This window comes from Burkholderia sp. Bp8984, assembly GCF_003853755.1.
Classification (GTDB): domain Bacteria; phylum Pseudomonadota; class Gammaproteobacteria; order Burkholderiales; family Burkholderiaceae; genus Burkholderia.
Map to the genome: position 1 here is coordinate 73,252 of NZ_QTQN01000031.1, position 15,545 is coordinate 88,796.

The window sequence follows — 15,545 nt, forward strand, 5'->3', positions numbered from 1 at the left end:
GCGAGCCCGCCGGGCCCGCGCTCTCAGGTCAACAAGCGGCGGCTCACGACTGCTCGTCGGGCCTCACCCCCAGCAGCTCGCGGATGTGCGACAGCGACCCGTCGTCCTTCACGACGCTCTCGAGCCACTTGTGCAGCGGCATGTCGGCCCATTCGGCGGCCTTGTCCGCGAGATACGCGACCGGGCTGTGCGGCTCGGTCTGGCGGAAGTAGCGCGCGACCGCACGAAGCTGGTCGACGGCCTGCGCACGGTTCTGGATGCCGGCGATCATTTGCGTCACCGGCGGACGCGGAGCGGTCTGCGACTGCACATGGGTCTCCTCGGTGTGGAACGCGTCGCCGAAGCTCGGCTCGATGCGCTCGGGCTGCGCCTGCGGCGCCGACGGCGCATGCGGCGCGCTGCCCGTATAGCCCTGCTCGCGCGCGAAGCGCTCGACGAGCCGGTACACGGTCTCGAACGCGTCGCGCGTCTGCCGGAAGCTCGGCGCCGAATCGCCGGCGCGTTCGACGAGCCGCTCCTCGAACGCGTCGAGCGAGATTTCGAACGCCTTCAGGTTCGCGAGCAGCGTCGTGTAGAACGCGATCGACGTCACGCGCCGCGACGCATCCACCTGCTCGACCGACGGCTTGCCGCGCGCGATGTCGTCCGCATGTTCCGGATCGCGCTTCACGGCCTGCGCCACATGCTGCGCGACTTCCCAATCGAGCGTGGTGAACGCGTTCGATGCGCCGTCGGTCACCGGAATGCCGCGCAGCAGCTCGGCCGTGCGGCCGGACAGCCACGCGACGTTGCCGAGCCGGTATTCGACGTCGTCGCCTTCCGGCAGCGGATGCACGGTGTCCCAGTAGTCGCGGCACAGGCCTTCCAGCAGCGCATAGCCTTCGGTGAGGCCGGTGATGCCGTCCTCCAGCGCGAGCGCCTCGGTCAGCCACACGGCGAGCCGCAGGTCCTTGGTGCGCGTGCGCAGCAGCGCGCCCGCGTGATCGACGACGAAGCCCCAGTCGGCCTCCTTGATCTCGGTCACCCACTCGCCCTGGTCGAGCGTCGGATCGTCGTAGCGCCGCGCGTCCTGGATCGCGTCGAATTCATTCGAGAACAGCAGGTCGTCGCCGCTGGGCGATGCATCGCTGATCGGCGTCAGCAGCTCGGGGAGATTGATCGGCATGGTTCAGTGAATCCGTTGATGCATGAGATGTCGCGTGCGGAGGCTCATTCGACCGTATAGGCGAATTCGCCGGCCTCGTCCGCGCGCACGGCGATGCGCGCGATGGCCGCACCGTCGGCGATCCGGCCGAGCACGTGGCCCGCGATCTCCGGCAGCAGCGTGCCGTTCAAAATGTGGTCGACGTTGCGAGCGCCCGAATCGACCTCGGTGCAGCGCGCGAGCACCGCGTCGACGAGCGATTCGTCCCACTCGAACGCGGCCTTGTGGTTCGCTTCGATGCGGCGACGGATCCGTTCGAGCTTCAGCTCGATGATCTCGGCCAGCACGTCGTCGGAAATCGGGTAGTACGGCACGACCTTCATCCGGCCGAGGAACGCGGGCTTGAACGTCTTGTACAGCTGCGGGCGCAGCGCCTCGGCGAGTGCGTCCGGATCGGGCAGTTCCTCGGCCGGCTTGTTCAGGCACGCCTGCATCACCGCGGCCGATCCGACGTTCGACGTCAGGATGATCAGCGTATTGCGGAAGTCGATCTCGCGCCCTTCGGCGTCGTCCATCGTGCCCTTGTCGAACACCTGGAAGAACATCTCGAGCACGTCCGGGTGCGCCTTCTCGACCTCGTCGAGCAGCACGACGGAATACGGGTTGCGGCGCACGGCCTCGGTCAGCACGCCGCCCTCGCCGTAGCCGACGTAGCCCGGCGGCGAGCCCTTCAGGCCCGACACGCTGTGCGCTTCCTGGTACTCGCTCATGTTGATCGTGACCATCTTGCGCTCGCCGCCGTACAGGATGTCGGCCAGCGCGAGCGCCGTCTCGGTCTTGCCGACGCCCGACGGCCCGACGAACATGAACACGCCGCGCGGCTTGTTCGGATCCTCGAGGTTCGCGGTCGCCGTGCGCACGCGCTGCGCGATCGCGTCGAGCGCATGGTCCTGGCCGATCACGCGCGCGGTCAGCAGCGGCTGCAGGTTCAGCACGGTGTCGATCTCGTCCTTCACCATCCGGCCGAGCGGAATGCCCGTCCACGCGGCGACGATCTCGGCGACGACGTGGCCGTCGACCTGCAGCGGCACCATCGGCTCGCCGCCCTGCAGCGCGTGCAGCGCCGCGACGCGTTCGGCCAGCTTCTCTCGCGTGGCCGGCACGTCGACCGGCTCGCCGTCTTCCGACGGACCGCGCGCCCGGTCGAGCGTGTCGCGCAGCTCGGTGATCTCGACGACGATCGCGCGCTCGGCTTCATAGCGCGCCTCGTCCTCGGTCAATTGCGCGAGCGCCGTGTCGCGCGCGCCGCGCAGTTCGCCCAGGCGCTCGTCGTGCGCGGCGCCGCCCGCCGCCTCGCGCTCCAGCGACGCGATTTCCGCGTCGATGCGCTCGATGCGCCTCTTCGTGTCGTCGATCGCCGCGGGCGTCGCGCTGTGCGCGAGCGCGACCTTCGCGCACGCGGTGTCGAGCACGCTGATCGCCTTGTCCGGCAGCTGGCGGCCGCTGATGTAGCGATGCGACAGGCGCACGGCCTCGGTGATCGCGTCGTCGAGGATCCGCACGTTGAAGTGCTTCTCCATCAACCCGGACATCCCGCGCAGCATCGCGGCCGCGAGCGGCTCGCTCGGCTCCTCGACCTTCACGACCTGGAAGCGCCGCGCGAGCGCCGCATCCTTCTCGAAGTACTTCTTGTATTCGCTCCAGGTCGTCGCGGCGATCGTGCGCAGTTCGCCGCGCGCGAGCGCCGGTTTCAGCAGGTTCGCCGCGTCGTTCTGGCCGGCCTGGCCGCCCGCGCCGATGATCGTGTGTGCCTCGTCGATGAACAGGATGATCGGGTGCGCGCTCTTCTTCACCTCGTCGATCACGCTCTTCAGGCGGTTCTCGAACTCGCCTTTCACGCTCGCGCCGGCCTGCAGCAGACCCATGTCCAGCACGTGCAGCGCGACGCCGCGCAGCGGCGGCGGCACGTCGTCGGCCGCGATCCGCAGCGCGAGACCCTCGACGACCGCCGTTTTGCCGACGCCGGCCTCGCCGGTCATGATCGGGTTGTTCTGGCGGCGGCGCATGAGGATGTCGATCGCCTGGCGAATCTCGGCTTCGCGGCCGATCACCGGGTCGATCTTGCCGTCACGCGCGCGCTGCGTGAGGTTGGTCGTGTACGTGTCGAGCGCGGGCGTCTTCGACGGGCCGGCCGCGGGCGCGGCGCCGTCGGCGGCCGGCGCGACGTCGCTGCCTTCCGCATCCGCCTGGCGCGGCTCGGCCTCGCTCGAACCGGCCATGATCTCGTCGAACTTGTGCTTCAGGTCCGTCACGTTCATTTCCGCGAACTGCGACGACATGCGCTGCGCGAACTGCGCGAGATCGGGCGCGGTCAGCAGCGCGAGCAGCAGATGCCCCGAACGGATGCGGCCGAGCTGCGAATCGAGCGATGCGATCAACCAGGCCTGTTCGAACAGCGCGATCAGGTGCACGGAAAACACCGGCGTGCGCGTGTTGCCCGTCTTCAGGCGCGTGAGTTCGCGCTCGAGATCGGCGCGCAGCGCATGCGGATCGACGCGGCTCGCACGCAACGCGAGCGGCAGGTCGCCCGTCGCCTGGTCAAGCAGCGCGAGAAACAGATGCTCCAGATCGACCTCGTAATGGCCGCGCGCCAGGCACGCGCTCGCCGCGCGCTCGGTCGCGTGCCGGCACAGCGGGTTCAGTTTCGTGATCAGGGTCTTCAGGGGCGTGCTCATGGCGTCGATCTCAGGTTCGATTGTTTGTTGTCGTTCGGAATCAGTGAATCACGTGCAGTTCATAGCGGGCGTCCGAGCGGTCGTCGGCTGCGTCGCGGGTGCAGAGGAACGCATCCCAGCCGAGCCGCGAGCCTGCGCCGAGCACGCTCGCGCCGACCTCGGTGCGTTTCAGCACGAGCTTCACCTCGTATTCGAGCGTGACGCCGGCGAGCAGCGTCAGCATCCGCTCGAGCGCGACGGCCTGCGCGCCACCGGGCAAGAACGCCTCGTAGTCGCGCTTGGACAGCGGGCCGACGACGATCCGCGCGCGCATGTCGCGCTGCCATACGCGTTCGCCGACGAGCGCCGTCGCGCCGAGCACCGCGTTGACCTCGCCGAGCACGCTCAGCTGGTCGGGCGGCACGTCGTACCACTTGCCGACGAACTGGTCGATCCTCACCGGCACGCGGAAGTAATCGGACAGCGTGCGCTGCAGGTAGGCAGCCGACATCGGCCGGTGCCGCGCGGCGAGCGCGTAGCCGGCGACGGCCTCGTCGAGCACGCCGCCCGCGCCGGCCGCGAGGCTGTCGCGCACCTCGTCGCTCGGCACGCCGGCGATCGCGAGCAGGAGCGGCAGGTAGCGCTCGTCGCGGTCGAGTTCGTAATGGAACGGCAGCCGGTATTTCTTCCACGCCGCGTAGAACAGCGCGGTCGCGCGGTTCGAGAACACGTCGAAGAAGGCGCGCGCCGCGTGGTCGCGCTTCAGGTGCTCGCGCGCGACGATCTGCTCGGTGTAGTGCAGCGGCAGCGCGCCCTGCCCGCCGAGCAGCCCGAAGAATGCGGGTGTCAGTTCGACGTGACCGAGCTCGCCGGCCGCGAGCGCGGCGCCGCGATCCTCGCCCGAGTCGAGCAGCGTGCCGTCGTCGTCGAACGAGCGGGCGCCTTCGATCTCGCTCGGCGGAAAGCCGAGCGACAGCGTGTTGCGGAATTCGATGCGCTGCGCGACGACGTCGCCCTGCCGCCACGCGCCGGGGGCATCGGACGCCTGCCGCGCGAACAGCCCTTCGAGCACGCGCACCGCCTGGAAGAACTCGAAGCGGTGCGGCTCGTCGAGCAGCGCGTCGACTACGCCAGGATCGATTCGCCGGTGCGGGGCTTGCATCGAATGATCTCCTCGCCGGTGCGCTTCGACACCACGACTAGTTGAACGAAACTGTTGAGATGGACGTACAGCCCGAAGAAGCTGTCGAGCACGCGTACGAACGACGCGAGGCTCGCGCCGACGAAGTGCTCCTCGTCGATCGTCAGGCGGATCTCGATGCCGCGCACGAAGGTCGCGAACGGCTTGCCGGGCAGCCACTGCACGGCGCCGCGCTGCTCGACGCCGGCGAGGCCGTCGATCTGGCGCATCGACACGGCGGTGCGCCGCAGGTCGTACAGCGTCAGCATTTCCTTGAGCGGCGCGAGCCCGTGCGCGACCAGCGACACGTGGTTCAGCGCGAGATGCGACACGAGCCGCCAGTGCGCGGCGCGGCCGCGCTCGAAGCGCACGCTTTGCGTCGGGCGGCGCAGCATCGAGATGCCGCTCGTCTGCGCGCCGCCTTCCTGGAACAGGTCGCCGCCTTCGAGGCCGAAGGCGAGCATCGCCGGCAGGTCGCGGTTCGTGCAGGTGAGATCGAGGCTCAGCGTGTCGGTCTGCGGCGAGGTCGGCTCGAAGTCGATGTCGACGATCGAGATCTCGGTTTCGTAGCCGGGGCTTTTCTGCGCGACCCAGTCGTTGCGGCGCGCGAACCAGTAGTGACCGATCCGTGCCGACTCGCCGTGATGCAGCGAATAGAACGGCCGGAACTCGATCACCGATTCTTCATGCGCCTGCTGCCGGACGAGCTTCACCGAATCGATCGAGTACACCTCGTACGCGAACGCGCGGCGCGCTTCGGCGATCACCGGGTACGACACCGCGCGGTGCGTGATGCGGATCGGCTCGCCGTGCTGGCGGAACAGGTTGACGATCGGCGTGCAGAACAGCCGGAAATGGCTGGCCGTCAGCAGCTCGAGCAGCCGCGCGACGTGCGAATCGCTGCGCACGTCCTGCAGCACCAGATGCAGCGTCGCGCGCTGGCAGCGGCCCGACGCGCGCGCGATCGCCGCAAGATCGAAATCGACGAAATCGAACTTGTCGGGGAACGCGAAGTATTCGGTGAGCAGGCGATACGCGGGGTGCGACTTCGCCGGGTAGTCGATCAGCGCGTCGTCCTCGTCGAAGCCGGCGTGCGCGATCGGCAGCTTGCGCAGCGCGGTCCAGCGGCCGTTGCGCTCGGGCTCGACGTACGCGCCGAGCACGTTGACGAACAGGCAGTCGGTCAGCGCGGCGACGAACGACTGCTCGCCGTGCAGGTGCGCGCGCAGCGTCGGCAGCTTCAGCGCGCCGAGATCGAGCTGCGCGGCGAGCGATTCGAACGTGATCGAGATCACGCCCGTCGCGTTGGACGGCAGCACCGTCGCGCTCGGTGCGAGCGCGACCGGCGTGTAGCGCGCCTCCGAGATGCGGATCGGCGCGAGCGTCACGTCGTACGCGGTGCGGAACCGGCACTGCACGCCGCGGATCGGGCGGCTCTTCAGCTCGGTGCCGCGGTCGATCACGACCGGTTCGGTCTGCTGGCCGGGCGACGCCGGCGTGAACTGCGCGATCGAGCACGACGGGAACGGCCGCAGGTAGTGCGGATACAGCACTTCCAGCAGCGCTTCGGTGAATTCCGGGTAGTCGTCGTCGAGCTTCTTGTTGATGCGCGCGCCGAGCAGCGCGAACGACTCGATCATCCGCTCGACGTGCGGATCCTCGCAGTGCTCGCCCGACAACGCGAGCCGCGCGGCGATCTTCGGATAGCGCTCGGCGAAATCTCGCGAATAGCGCCGCAAAAACGATAATTCGCGCTCGTAATACGGCAGCAATTCTTCCATCGACGACCCCGAACCTCAATATTTCCCGCCGGACCCTGATCCACCACCGGGCGGTCCGGCCCGCTCGGCAGCTCGATTCACAGCATTCTGGCCGCGCGTGCGCGCGTGACCGAATACTGCAGCGTCGACGGCTGCAGCATCGCATCGAAACTCACCGGCTCCTCGGCCGGGTGCACGACGAGCAGCGCCTGGATCGCGAAGTAAAGCGCGTTGGTCGATTGCTCGTTCAGTTCGAACGTCACCTGCACCTGCTGCAGCCGCGGCTCGTGGCGCGCGATGGCCTGCTGGATCGACTTGCAGATGAACGCGCGGTCGTAGTGACTCGCGAGGCTCAGCCCCGCGAAATCGTTCAGCCCGTAGGTCAGCACCGACTTCTGGCATTCCGGCAGCGCGGCCAGCTCGATTTCGGTGTGCGCGATACGGGTGTTGAGGATCGCCTCGACGTCGCGGGCGACCGTGTTCTTGAGCTCGTCCAGCGACAATTGCCGCATCGCGGCCGAGGCCGGCAGATGCGGTTCGTCGTCGAACAGCTTGTCGAGAAAACTGGGTTCGAATCTTTTCATCGGCCGGCGTGCACAGCGAAAACGGCAACGGGACGCCGAGCGCCCCGTTGCCGCAACCGACCTTAGACCGCGTAGGTCTTGTCGTTCTTCGTCAGGCTCCAGGCGCCTTGCGTGTTGCCGCCCTGGTTGCCGCCGATCTTCTGCTGGGTCTGCTTCCACTGCACGGCCGCGTACTTCAGCGAGAACGTCTCGAGCGGCAGACCTTCTTCGCGAACGCTCGGTGCGATGCTCGAGATGATCACGTACTTGAGCTTCACTTCCAGATACTGCACGCGCTTGCCTTCACCGTCCGCGCGCGAGAAATGGACCGTCACTTCATCGAACGTGGTGCCGCCCGACGCGTGCTGATACAGCAGCGGGCTCGACGAATCGATTTCCTTCGTGAAAATCATGTCGCCGTGCTCGCAGCGCGTCATCGTGTGACCGCCTGCGGTCGATGCCGTTGCCGAACGCGGCTGAACGATCGAGTGATCCCACGATTTCAGCTCGATCCAGCCTTGATGGTCCTTGTCCGCGGATTCACCCTTCACCGCCGGACTACCAAACTGCAAGTGCATATGTAACATGGCCCTTCGACTCCCCAAAGAGGTGGTTTTAACGTCCTACCCAGGCGGCCCGCCCGGGCGATCTACTCGCTTATGAATTTGCCGGTTTGGGCAGATCAGCGACAAGTCGCAGAGAAATCGAGAGTTCGTCGAGCTGAAAGTGCGGACGCAGGAACGCGACCGAACGATACGAGCCCGGCTTGCCCGGAATCTCCGACACTTGTATGGATGCCTCGCGCAGCGGAAATTGCGCCTTCTGTTCCTGCGACGCGTTGTCGTCGAGCAGGACGTACTGCGAAATCCACCGGTTGAGGAAAGTCTCTACGTTCTGCGCCGATGCGAAGCTGCCGATCTTGTCCCGCATCATCGCCTTCAGGTAGTGCGCGACGCGCGATACCGAGAAGATGTACTGAAGCTGGGCGGACAGGACGGCGTTCGCATTCGCGCTGTCGGTGCTGTATTTTTTCGGTTTCTGCACCGATTGCGCGGCGAAGAACGCAGCGTAATCCGAGTTCTTGCAATGCACGAGCGGGATGAAGCCGAGGTCGCTCAGCTCCTTCTCGCGGCGATCGGTGATCGCGATTTCGGTCGGGCACTTCAGCGCGACTTCACCGTCGTCGGTCTTGAACGTGTGGGTCGGCAGGTCCTCGACGAGGCCGCCGCCCTCGACACCGCGGATCGCCGCGCACCAGCCGAAGTCGTCGAACGCGGCCGTCAGGCGTGCCGCGAACGCCCACGCCGCGTTGCACCACAGGTACTTGTCGTGCTCGGTGCCGTCGACGTCCTCGACGAAGTTGAAGTTCTCCGCCGTCTGGCCGTCCTTCGGATTGAACGGCAGGCGGCCGAGGAAGCGCGGCAGCGTGAGGCCGACGTAGCGCGAGTCTTCCGAATCGCGGAACGACTTCCACTTCGCGTATTCGACCGTGTCGAACACCTTGCCGAGATCGCGCGGCTTGCCAAGGTCGGAGAACGACTCGAGGCCGAGCAGCTCGGGCGACGCCGACGCGATGAACGGCGCGTGCGCGGCCGCCGCGACGTGCGACATCTGCTCGATGAAGTACATGTCTTCCGGCTGGCGCGAGATCTCGTAATCGCCGATCAGCGCACCGAACGGCGAGCCGCCGAACGTGCCGAACTCTTCTTCGTAGACCTTCTTGAACAGCGCGCTCTGGTCGAACTCGCTCGCGCCCTTGAAGTCGCGCACGAGGTCGCGCTTCGGTGCGTGCAGCGCCTTGATCTTGATCGTCTGGCCGGTGTTGCTTTCCTTGACCAGGTAATCCATCCCGCGCCACGTGCTTTCGAGGCGCTGGAATTCCGGCGCGTGCATCACCGCGGACAGCTGCGTGGAGATCAGGCGATCGAGTTCCGCGACGCGCGCGTCGATCGTCGCCGACAGGTTGTCCGACACGATCACCGTGCCGTCGAGCACCTGGTGCACGAGTTCGCCGATCAGGTCCTTCGCACGTGCATGCTCGGAATCGGATTTCGCGACCTTGCTCTTCTCGACGATGTCGTCGAGCAGCGAAGTCCCGGCGGCGTATTCCGCGCCGCTCGCTTGGGCCGCAGCCGTTTGCTGGTTCATCTCAACACTCCGTCGTCATTCGCCGTCTTTGTCGCCGCCGGTGCCCTTCGCGAGCTCCTGCAGCTGCTGCGTGTTCTTCAGCACTTCGGACAGCAGGTCCTCGAGCTTGTCGTTGCCGGCGAGCTTGTTGCGCAGGTCGGCGAGCTTCGAGCGCGCCTCGAGCAGGCGGCGCAGCGGCTCGACCTGTTCGACGACTTCGTCCGGGTTGAAATCCGACAGCGAACGGAACTTCAGGTCGACCGCGAACTTGCCGCCTTCCGGGCTCAGGCGGTTTTCCACCTGGAACGCGGCACGCGGCTCGATCGCCTTCATCACGTCGTCGAAGTTGTCACGGTCGATGTTGACGAACTTGCGGTCGCGCAGCTTCGGCTGCTCGACTTCCGACTGGCCCGCCAGATCGCCGACGACCCCGACGACGAACGGCAGTTCCTTTACCTCGATCGCGTCGCCCTTCTCGACCTCGTAGGTCAGCTGGACGCGCGGCGGCCGTATTTTCTGCAAGCTTTTCTGAATGCTTTCTTTCTTGGCCATCTCGACGGCTCCCAGGTTAGTTGTGGTTATCGCGTCAGTTGCGGTCAGTTGCGCAGTGCGCTGAACGGATCGGCGCCGCCCTTCTGCGGTGCGGTGTTGCCCGACGCCGTCGGCGTGGTGGCAGCACCGGCGGCTACCTCGGTTGCAGCGCCGGCGCCGGCCTTCGGACGGTGAATCTGGCGACGCACGACCTTGCGCGCTTGCGCCTTCTGCTCCGGCGGGAACAGCGCCGATTCGCCGAGCGTGTCGCGCAGCTGCTTCGCGAGCGCCTGCGCGTCCGACTTCGCATCGCCCGCGAGCGACGAATCCTGGCGCAGTTCGCCGAGCGACTGCGTCGCGATCCGCAGCCCCGCGACCGCGAGCACGCTCTTCGCCTGACGGTCGGTCGCGTCGCGCTGCAGTGCTTCCTGCGCGGCGACGATCGCCTGGCCGTAGTGATTCTGGGCAAACTGGATCTGCGCGATGCGTGACCACGGCTCCTCGCGCGTCGGATCCGACTTCGCGAGCTGCTGGTACAGGCCGAGCGCCTTGTCCTGGTCACCCGATTTCGCGACGGCGTCCGCATCGGCCAGCGACTTGTTGAACACCTCGGCAGACGGCGGCGCCGGCGGCTGGCTCGCACAACCGGCGATCACGCCGCAAGCCAGCACTACCCCAGAAAGTTTTGCGAAGAGACGGTCTTTCATCGTTATATCCACCGGCGCGTGAGTATTAAAATCGTTGAGAATCTGGTTCTTTTGCTTTGCAAGAAGCGCGCGGGTATAGTACCGATCAATTTTTCATAATTCAATCGCTGCGTGCAGAGTAATTCCTTTTAAAATCGTGCGCCACCCCCTCGAAACGCCTCTGGCAGCGGCTCGCCGACGGCTTTCGCATCGACCGGAATGCGCAAGTTTTACTTGGCCTGCAACGCTTTGCGCGAACGGCGGAAAAAATTTCCGAAGGCACGCTGCCGGGCGCGTGTGCTTAATAGTTGAACGGCCGATACGCCGGGGATTCGCGGCGAACGCGGAAATACCCGGCAGTTTTGACAGGGGAGTTAAAGGCGGCACGCCGTAAACACGATGAGATCGTCCATGATTCGCTATGCGCTGCCGCTGATTGCCTGCGCGCTCCTGGCCGGATGCGCGGCCGCCCCGCTGCTCGGCTCCGCCGCGAGCGCCGTCATGCAGGCCGCCGGCGTCGGCAAGCCCGACGTGCCGGATGCCCAGAAACCGCCGCGCAACATCGGGCTCACGCTCGCCGCCGCGCCGAACCTCAATGCCGCGAACGATCACAAGCCGCTCGCGTTAGTGGTCAGGCTTTACGCGCTGAAGGATCCGACTTCGTTCCAGCAAGCGCCGTTCGATGCATTCACCGATCCGACCAAGGAAAAGGCCGCGCTGGGCGCCGATCTGCTGAACGTGCGTGAAATCACGCTGATTCCGGGCCAGCGCTATACGGCAACCGAAAAGCTGTCGCGCGAAGCGCAGGCATTCGGCATCGTCGCGCTGTTCCGCGATCCCGCAATCCAGCGGTGGAAACTGACGTTCGACCCGGCAAAGTCGGAGAAATCCGGCATAATCATCGGCCTGCATAATTGCGCGATGACGGTCACCGACGGCTCTGTCATCGCACCGCAACAGGGTGCGCCTTCGCAACCGCTGAATTTGCTTTCGTCGGTGACCTGCGGTTAAACATGACGCACGAATGTCATTTAACAAGAGTTAACAAAATGGCGATTAATTCGGGCACGAACAAATCGATTACATCGCAACGCGACATTAACCGGATTTGACATGAGTTATTCGGCCAAGGTGCTGTGGGGGGAAGGGCTGTTCCTCCGGCCTCAACACTTTCAGCGGCAGGACGCGTACCACGAGGCGCGCCTGTTCGAATCCATCCAGGCGATCCAGCCGTACAACTGGGGCGTGCGCTCGGTGCGCATCGACCGCGATGCGCTCGGCAGCAACGTGCTGCGCGTGGCCGAGCTCGCGCTCGTGTTTCCGGACGGCGCGCTTTACGCCGCGCCGCAGGCCGACGACCTGCCTCCGCCGATCGCGCTCGACACGCTGCCCGACGGCATCAACGAATTCGTGTTCTACCTCGCGCTGCACCCGCTGCGCGAGAACGGCACCAACTACAGCGACGATCCGGCCGCCGGCTTCATGACGCGTTTCGTCAGCGAGCAGACGAGCGTCGCCGACAACTTCACCGACGCCGCCGAAGCCGACATCACGTTCCTGAAGACGCAGGTCAAGCTGATCGCGCACAGCGAGCCGCGCGACCAGCTTCTGTCGGTGCCGCTCGTGCGCGTGCGCCGCACCGCGACGTCCGGCTTCGAGATGGACGACAGCTTCGTGCCGCCGTGCCTCGCGATCGACGCGTCGCCGATCCTGCACCAGCGGCTGCGCCAGCTCGTCGACGCGCTGCAGGCGAAGGTGAACGCGCTGTACGGTTTTCACCGCGAACCGTCGAAGAACATCATCGAATTCCGCTCGGGCGACATCGCGTCGTTCTGGCTGCTGCACACGGCGAATGCCGCGTTCGCGACGCTCGCGCACCTGCACCAGCACGCGGCGCTGCATCCGGAGCGGCTGTTCCAGGAACTGCTGCGCCTCGCGGGGCAGCTGATGACGTTCTCGAAGGGCTACACGCTCGCCGACCTGCCCGTGTATCGCCATGACGATCCGGGTCCGAGCTTCGCGCGTCTCGACCTGATGCTGCGCGAGCTGCTCGACACCGTGATCTCGACGCGCTACTTCGCGATCACGCTCGACGAGGTGCGTCCGTCGTTCCACCTCGGCCGCCTCGATTCGGGCAAGATCGACGACAAGACCGAGTTCTATCTCGCGGTGTCAGCGGACATGCCGAACGTCGAGCTCATCGATGCGGTGCCGGCGCGCTTCAAGGTCGGCGCTCCCGACGACGTCGACAAGCTCGTGCTGTCGGCAATGCCCGGCGTGCGGCTGTCGTACATGCCGCAGGTGCCGCCCGCGATTCCGGTGCGGCCCGGTGCATGCTATTTCCAGCTCGACTCGCGCGGCGCGTTGTACGAGCGCATGCTGCAGGCCCAGTCCGCGATGATCTACGCGCCGACTGGCATCAATGACCTGAAATTCGAACTGATCGCGGTCACATCATGAGCTACGCGCCTTCCCTGTTCGGCGACAACGCGCCGGCCCCGCTGCATACCCCGGCGTCGACCGACGCCGCGTTCCAGGCCCGTTCGCTGCTCGACCTGCTGTACGACGGGTTCTTCATGCTGTTCCTGCTCAAGAACGGCCGCGAGCCGGACAGCGCGAGCGAGTTCAGCACGAAGATCCAGGAGTTTCTGGCGGATTTCGAGCGTGGCGCGAAGAAGCTGAACATCCCGGCCGAGGACGTGTATGGCGCGAAGTTCGCGTATTGCGCGGCGGTCGATGAAATGGTGCTGTCGTCGCAGTTCAAGATCCGCACCGACTGGGAACGCCGGCCGCTGCAGCTCGTGCTGTTCGGCGAGCAACTCGCGGGGGAGAAGTTCTTTCAGTATCTCGAGGAATGTCGCGCGCAAGGCGCGGCGCGGTTGCAGTCGCTCGAAGTGTTTCATATGTGCCTGCTGCTCGGGTTCCAGGGCAAGTATCTGCTCGAGGGGCCGGAGAAGCTCGCGTATCTGACCGCGCGGCTGGGGGATGAGATCGCGCACATGAAGGGCAAGCGGGCGGCATTTGCGCCGCATTGGCCGCTGCCGGATCAGATCGCGCATCGGCTGAAGCGGGAGGTGCCGGTTTGGGCGATCGGGGCCGTGTTTGCGCTGGTGGCCCTGCTCGGGTATCTCGGGCTCAATACCTATCTCAAGGACAAGACGCTGCAGGCGTTGGCGCCTTATTCGCAGGTGATCAAGGTCGGGCCGGAGTCGGCGAATTTGACGATTTCGTTGCCTTGAGGGGCAGGCTTCGTTCGGATGTTGACGCTTCGTGAAGAAAGGACCGCTCGGCGGTCCTTTTTTACTGTGGTGCGTGGGGCGCGTCGTCGTGCGTCGTCAGAGCAGAATGAATTCCCCGTTGTCGACGTAGAACACGAACGCGTCGAACAATTGCGCGACGCTCGGTTCGTCGACCTGGTCATGCGCATTGATCACGATGTCCTCGATCGTCGCGCTATTCAGCGTGACGCGCCAGCCGGGTTGCGGTGCGGTAGCGGGCGGCGTGGTGGCTTCGGGGTCGTTGGCGTCTTCGGTGAATGCGCCCTCTGTATCGAGCGTCCAGGGCATCGGCGGCAGGCAGAGCCAACCGGAGAAATCGCCGGGGTGTTCGAGAATGTGTTTCAGCGACGCGGTGGTCGCGGTGATGGTCGACATGGGTATTGCGGTGGTAACGGGACTGGAGTCAACGCGCCGGAACGTCAATGCGGCAGATGAACGAAAGTGCCAGCGCCGCGGTGATTATGTCAGCGATCGCAATTATGCCAATTCCGAAGGCGTGAGGGGACCGGTTGGTCAACGGGCGACGACACCGGCCGAGGCACAGGATCCGATGCTGACGTTCAACGAGGCAGTCATCGACCGCGCGCTGTGCAACATACTGGCGAAGCCGTGCGGGCTGCTTTCGACGCGAAATCGTCCATGAATCAGCTTGCCATCTTGCTCGGCAAACCAGTCACGCAGGCATGGATGATCCGTTGTTCAATCGCCCCGCCCACGAGAAATGCGGACGGGCTCCACTGCAGCCAATACTCGCTCTGAAGTCCTTTGACGCGATTCCGATTGCATCATCGTCTACCTCGTCAAAATTCGAGCAATGCCCTCGAGCTCATCAACAGAAAAATCGCTCACCGCCTCAATGGAAACTCCGTAATCCAAATCAAATTTCACATTGAAACCTTTACCCTTATACGTACAACACAAAATATCAGCCTCCGGTATACGGACGACTTTTTCGAGGGAAATTTCACCCTCCCCCGCGAGCAATGCACTTCGAACACTCTCGAAATCCAATGCATCCAAATCCCTCGAATTAAATTCCCGCATCGCTAAGTACCTTATCGCAGTCACGATCCCCGATCGTCATCTTGTCAACACCGGGCCTCGATCGCTTGGACGACCCGATGATGTAGTTGTACACGTCATCGCCTTGATAGCCCTTACCGTTTGCCTTGGCAACAGCATTCCCGTCCGGCCGCACGGTACGTCGTCGGTTGCCGAGCTCGTCGTACTCGTGGCGCCCGACGCAGCTACGCCGCTCGCCGAACCAATCGTAGGCGTGATGTTCGTGCACCAGATTGCCGACGGATCCAAGAAGAACTGCACGCGCCGTATCGGTTCACCGCCTCGATCAGCCTGCCGCTCCGGTCGTAAACAAACCGCTCCTCGCTTTCCCCCGCGACACGCTTCATCAGGCGACCGTTTGCGTCGACGTCACACAACCTGCTTCGCCAACCTAAACAAGACTGCCTCTCTCCTCACCGAGCCTTGACCTGCGGCGGAATTTTGTAGCCAGTCAAGCAGTGAGTCTCGCGTCGATATTATCGGAATCCAGCCAGGCTCGA

14 protein-coding genes and 1 pseudogene are annotated in these 15,545 nt (G+C 65.1%); 4 read left to right on the forward strand and 11 right to left on the reverse strand.

Going from position 1 to position 15,545, the window contains the following annotated elements; all coding sequences use genetic code 11:
* Positions 1 to 43 precede the first annotated feature (43 nt).
* The 9 genes from tssA to DID98_RS26965 form a co-directional block, all read right to left on the reverse strand.
* Positions 44 to 1,165, reverse strand: coding sequence for a type VI secretion system protein TssA (tssA, locus tag DID98_RS26925; RefSeq protein ID WP_124487871.1), 1,122 nt, complete (start codon positions 1,163 to 1,165; stop codon positions 44 to 46).
* A 44-nt stretch (positions 1,166 to 1,209) separates the two neighbouring features.
* Positions 1,210 to 3,879: a type VI secretion system ATPase TssH gene (gene tssH, locus DID98_RS26930; RefSeq protein ID WP_124571722.1), complete on the reverse strand. Its 2,670-nt coding sequence runs from the start codon at positions 3,877 to 3,879 to the stop codon at positions 1,210 to 1,212.
* 40 nt (positions 3,880 to 3,919) lie between these two features.
* Positions 3,920 to 5,020 (reverse strand): type VI secretion system baseplate subunit TssG, encoded by a 1,101-nt coding sequence (gene tssG / locus DID98_RS26935; protein ID WP_124571723.1) that lies wholly within the window; start codon positions 5,018 to 5,020, stop codon positions 3,920 to 3,922.
* Complete coding sequence (tssF, locus tag DID98_RS26940; RefSeq protein WP_124487868.1) at positions 4,984 to 6,819, reverse strand: type VI secretion system baseplate subunit TssF; 1,836 nt, start codon at positions 6,817 to 6,819, stop codon at positions 4,984 to 4,986. The genes tssG and tssF overlap by 37 nt, the downstream gene beginning before the upstream one ends.
* Before the next feature lie 77 nt (positions 6,820 to 6,896).
* Positions 6,897 to 7,382 (reverse strand): type VI secretion system baseplate subunit TssE, encoded by a 486-nt coding sequence (tssE, locus tag DID98_RS26945; protein ID WP_044845929.1) that lies wholly within the window; start codon positions 7,380 to 7,382, stop codon positions 6,897 to 6,899.
* Positions 7,383 to 7,444: 62 nt separating this feature from the next.
* Positions 7,445 to 7,948: a type VI secretion system tube protein Hcp gene (locus tag DID98_RS26950; RefSeq protein ID WP_006477093.1), complete on the reverse strand. Its 504-nt coding sequence runs from the start codon at positions 7,946 to 7,948 to the stop codon at positions 7,445 to 7,447.
* A gap of 70 nt (positions 7,949 to 8,018) precedes the next feature.
* Positions 8,019 to 9,509 (reverse strand): type VI secretion system contractile sheath large subunit, encoded by a 1,491-nt coding sequence (tssC, locus tag DID98_RS26955; protein WP_006751237.1) that lies wholly within the window; start codon positions 9,507 to 9,509, stop codon positions 8,019 to 8,021.
* Between the two features lie 15 nt (positions 9,510 to 9,524).
* Positions 9,525 to 10,040 (reverse strand): type VI secretion system contractile sheath small subunit, encoded by a 516-nt coding sequence (gene tssB, locus DID98_RS26960; RefSeq protein ID WP_059465242.1) that lies wholly within the window; start codon positions 10,038 to 10,040, stop codon positions 9,525 to 9,527.
* 44 nt (positions 10,041 to 10,084) lie between these two features.
* Positions 10,085 to 10,726, reverse strand: coding sequence for a M48 family metallopeptidase (locus DID98_RS26965; protein ID WP_124571724.1), 642 nt, complete (start codon positions 10,724 to 10,726; stop codon positions 10,085 to 10,087).
* Between the two features lie 378 nt (positions 10,727 to 11,104).
* Between DID98_RS26965 and tssJ the strand changes: the two genes are divergently transcribed.
* From tssJ to icmH, 3 genes are all read left to right on the forward strand, one after another.
* Positions 11,105 to 11,716, forward strand: coding sequence for a type VI secretion system lipoprotein TssJ (tssJ, locus tag DID98_RS26970; protein ID WP_044845932.1), 612 nt, complete (start codon positions 11,105 to 11,107; stop codon positions 11,714 to 11,716).
* A 102-nt stretch (positions 11,717 to 11,818) separates the two neighbouring features.
* Positions 11,819 to 13,165 carry a type VI secretion system baseplate subunit TssK gene (gene tssK, locus DID98_RS26975; RefSeq protein WP_124487867.1) on the forward strand — a complete coding sequence of 449 codons (1,347 nt, stop codon included), beginning with the start codon at positions 11,819 to 11,821 and terminating at the stop codon, positions 13,163 to 13,165.
* Entirely contained in the window at positions 13,162 to 13,944 is a 783-nt protein-coding gene (gene icmH, locus DID98_RS26980) for a type IVB secretion system protein IcmH/DotU (RefSeq protein ID WP_044845934.1), read from the forward strand. The genes tssK and icmH overlap by 4 nt, the downstream gene beginning before the upstream one ends.
* A 96-nt stretch (positions 13,945 to 14,040) precedes the next feature.
* On the opposite strand, the gene DID98_RS26985 is transcribed toward icmH, so the two are convergent.
* Complete coding sequence (locus DID98_RS26985) at positions 14,041 to 14,358, reverse strand: hypothetical protein (RefSeq protein WP_124571725.1); 318 nt, start codon at positions 14,356 to 14,358, stop codon at positions 14,041 to 14,043.
* On the opposite strand from DID98_RS26985, the gene DID98_RS26990 reads away from it, so the two are divergent.
* Entirely contained in the window at positions 14,357 to 14,626 is a 270-nt protein-coding gene (locus DID98_RS26990; RefSeq protein WP_124571726.1) for a hypothetical protein, read from the forward strand. The genes DID98_RS26985 and DID98_RS26990 overlap by 2 nt on opposite strands.
* 531 nt (positions 14,627 to 15,157) lie before the next feature.
* Here DID98_RS26990 and DID98_RS36385 read toward each other — a convergent pair.
* A pseudogene (locus tag DID98_RS36385) lies at positions 15,158 to 15,422 on the reverse strand (hypothetical protein); the annotation flags it as partial.
* Positions 15,423 to 15,545 lie beyond the last annotated feature (123 nt).

Excerpts from the sequence above, each read along its gene's own strand:
- DID98_RS26985 (WP_124571725.1), bottom strand. The coding sequence starts at position 14,358 with ATGTCGACCATCACCGCGACCACCGCGTCGCTGAAACACATTCTCGAA.
- icmH (WP_044845934.1), top strand. The coding sequence starts at position 13,162 with ATGAGCTACGCGCCTTCCCTGTTCGGCGACAACGCGCCGGCCCCGCTG.
- tssF (WP_124487868.1), bottom strand. The coding sequence starts at position 6,819 with ATGGAAGAATTGCTGCCGTATTACGAGCGCGAATTATCGTTTTTGCGG.
- tssK (WP_124487867.1), top strand. The coding sequence starts at position 11,819 with ATGAGTTATTCGGCCAAGGTGCTGTGGGGGGAAGGGCTGTTCCTCCGG.
- tssC (WP_006751237.1), bottom strand. The coding sequence starts at position 9,509 with ATGAACCAGCAAACGGCTGCGGCCCAAGCGAGCGGCGCGGAATACGCC.
- tssJ (WP_044845932.1), top strand. The coding sequence starts at position 11,105 with ATGAGATCGTCCATGATTCGCTATGCGCTGCCGCTGATTGCCTGCGCG.
- tssB (WP_059465242.1), bottom strand. The coding sequence starts at position 10,040 with ATGGCCAAGAAAGAAAGCATTCAGAAAAGCTTGCAGAAAATACGGCCG.
- tssH (WP_124571722.1), bottom strand. The coding sequence starts at position 3,879 with ATGAGCACGCCCCTGAAGACCCTGATCACGAAACTGAACCCGCTGTGC.
- DID98_RS26990 (WP_124571726.1), top strand. The coding sequence starts at position 14,357 with ATGGGTATTGCGGTGGTAACGGGACTGGAGTCAACGCGCCGGAACGTC.
- DID98_RS26950 (WP_006477093.1), bottom strand. The coding sequence starts at position 7,948 with ATGTTACATATGCACTTGCAGTTTGGTAGTCCGGCGGTGAAGGGTGAA.
- tssG (WP_124571723.1), bottom strand. The coding sequence starts at position 5,020 with ATGCAAGCCCCGCACCGGCGAATCGATCCTGGCGTAGTCGACGCGCTG.
- DID98_RS26965 (WP_124571724.1), bottom strand. The coding sequence starts at position 10,726 with ATGAAAGACCGTCTCTTCGCAAAACTTTCTGGGGTAGTGCTGGCTTGC.
- tssE (WP_044845929.1), bottom strand. The coding sequence starts at position 7,382 with ATGAAAAGATTCGAACCCAGTTTTCTCGACAAGCTGTTCGACGACGAA.
- tssA (WP_124487871.1), bottom strand. The coding sequence starts at position 1,165 with ATGCCGATCAATCTCCCCGAGCTGCTGACGCCGATCAGCGATGCATCG.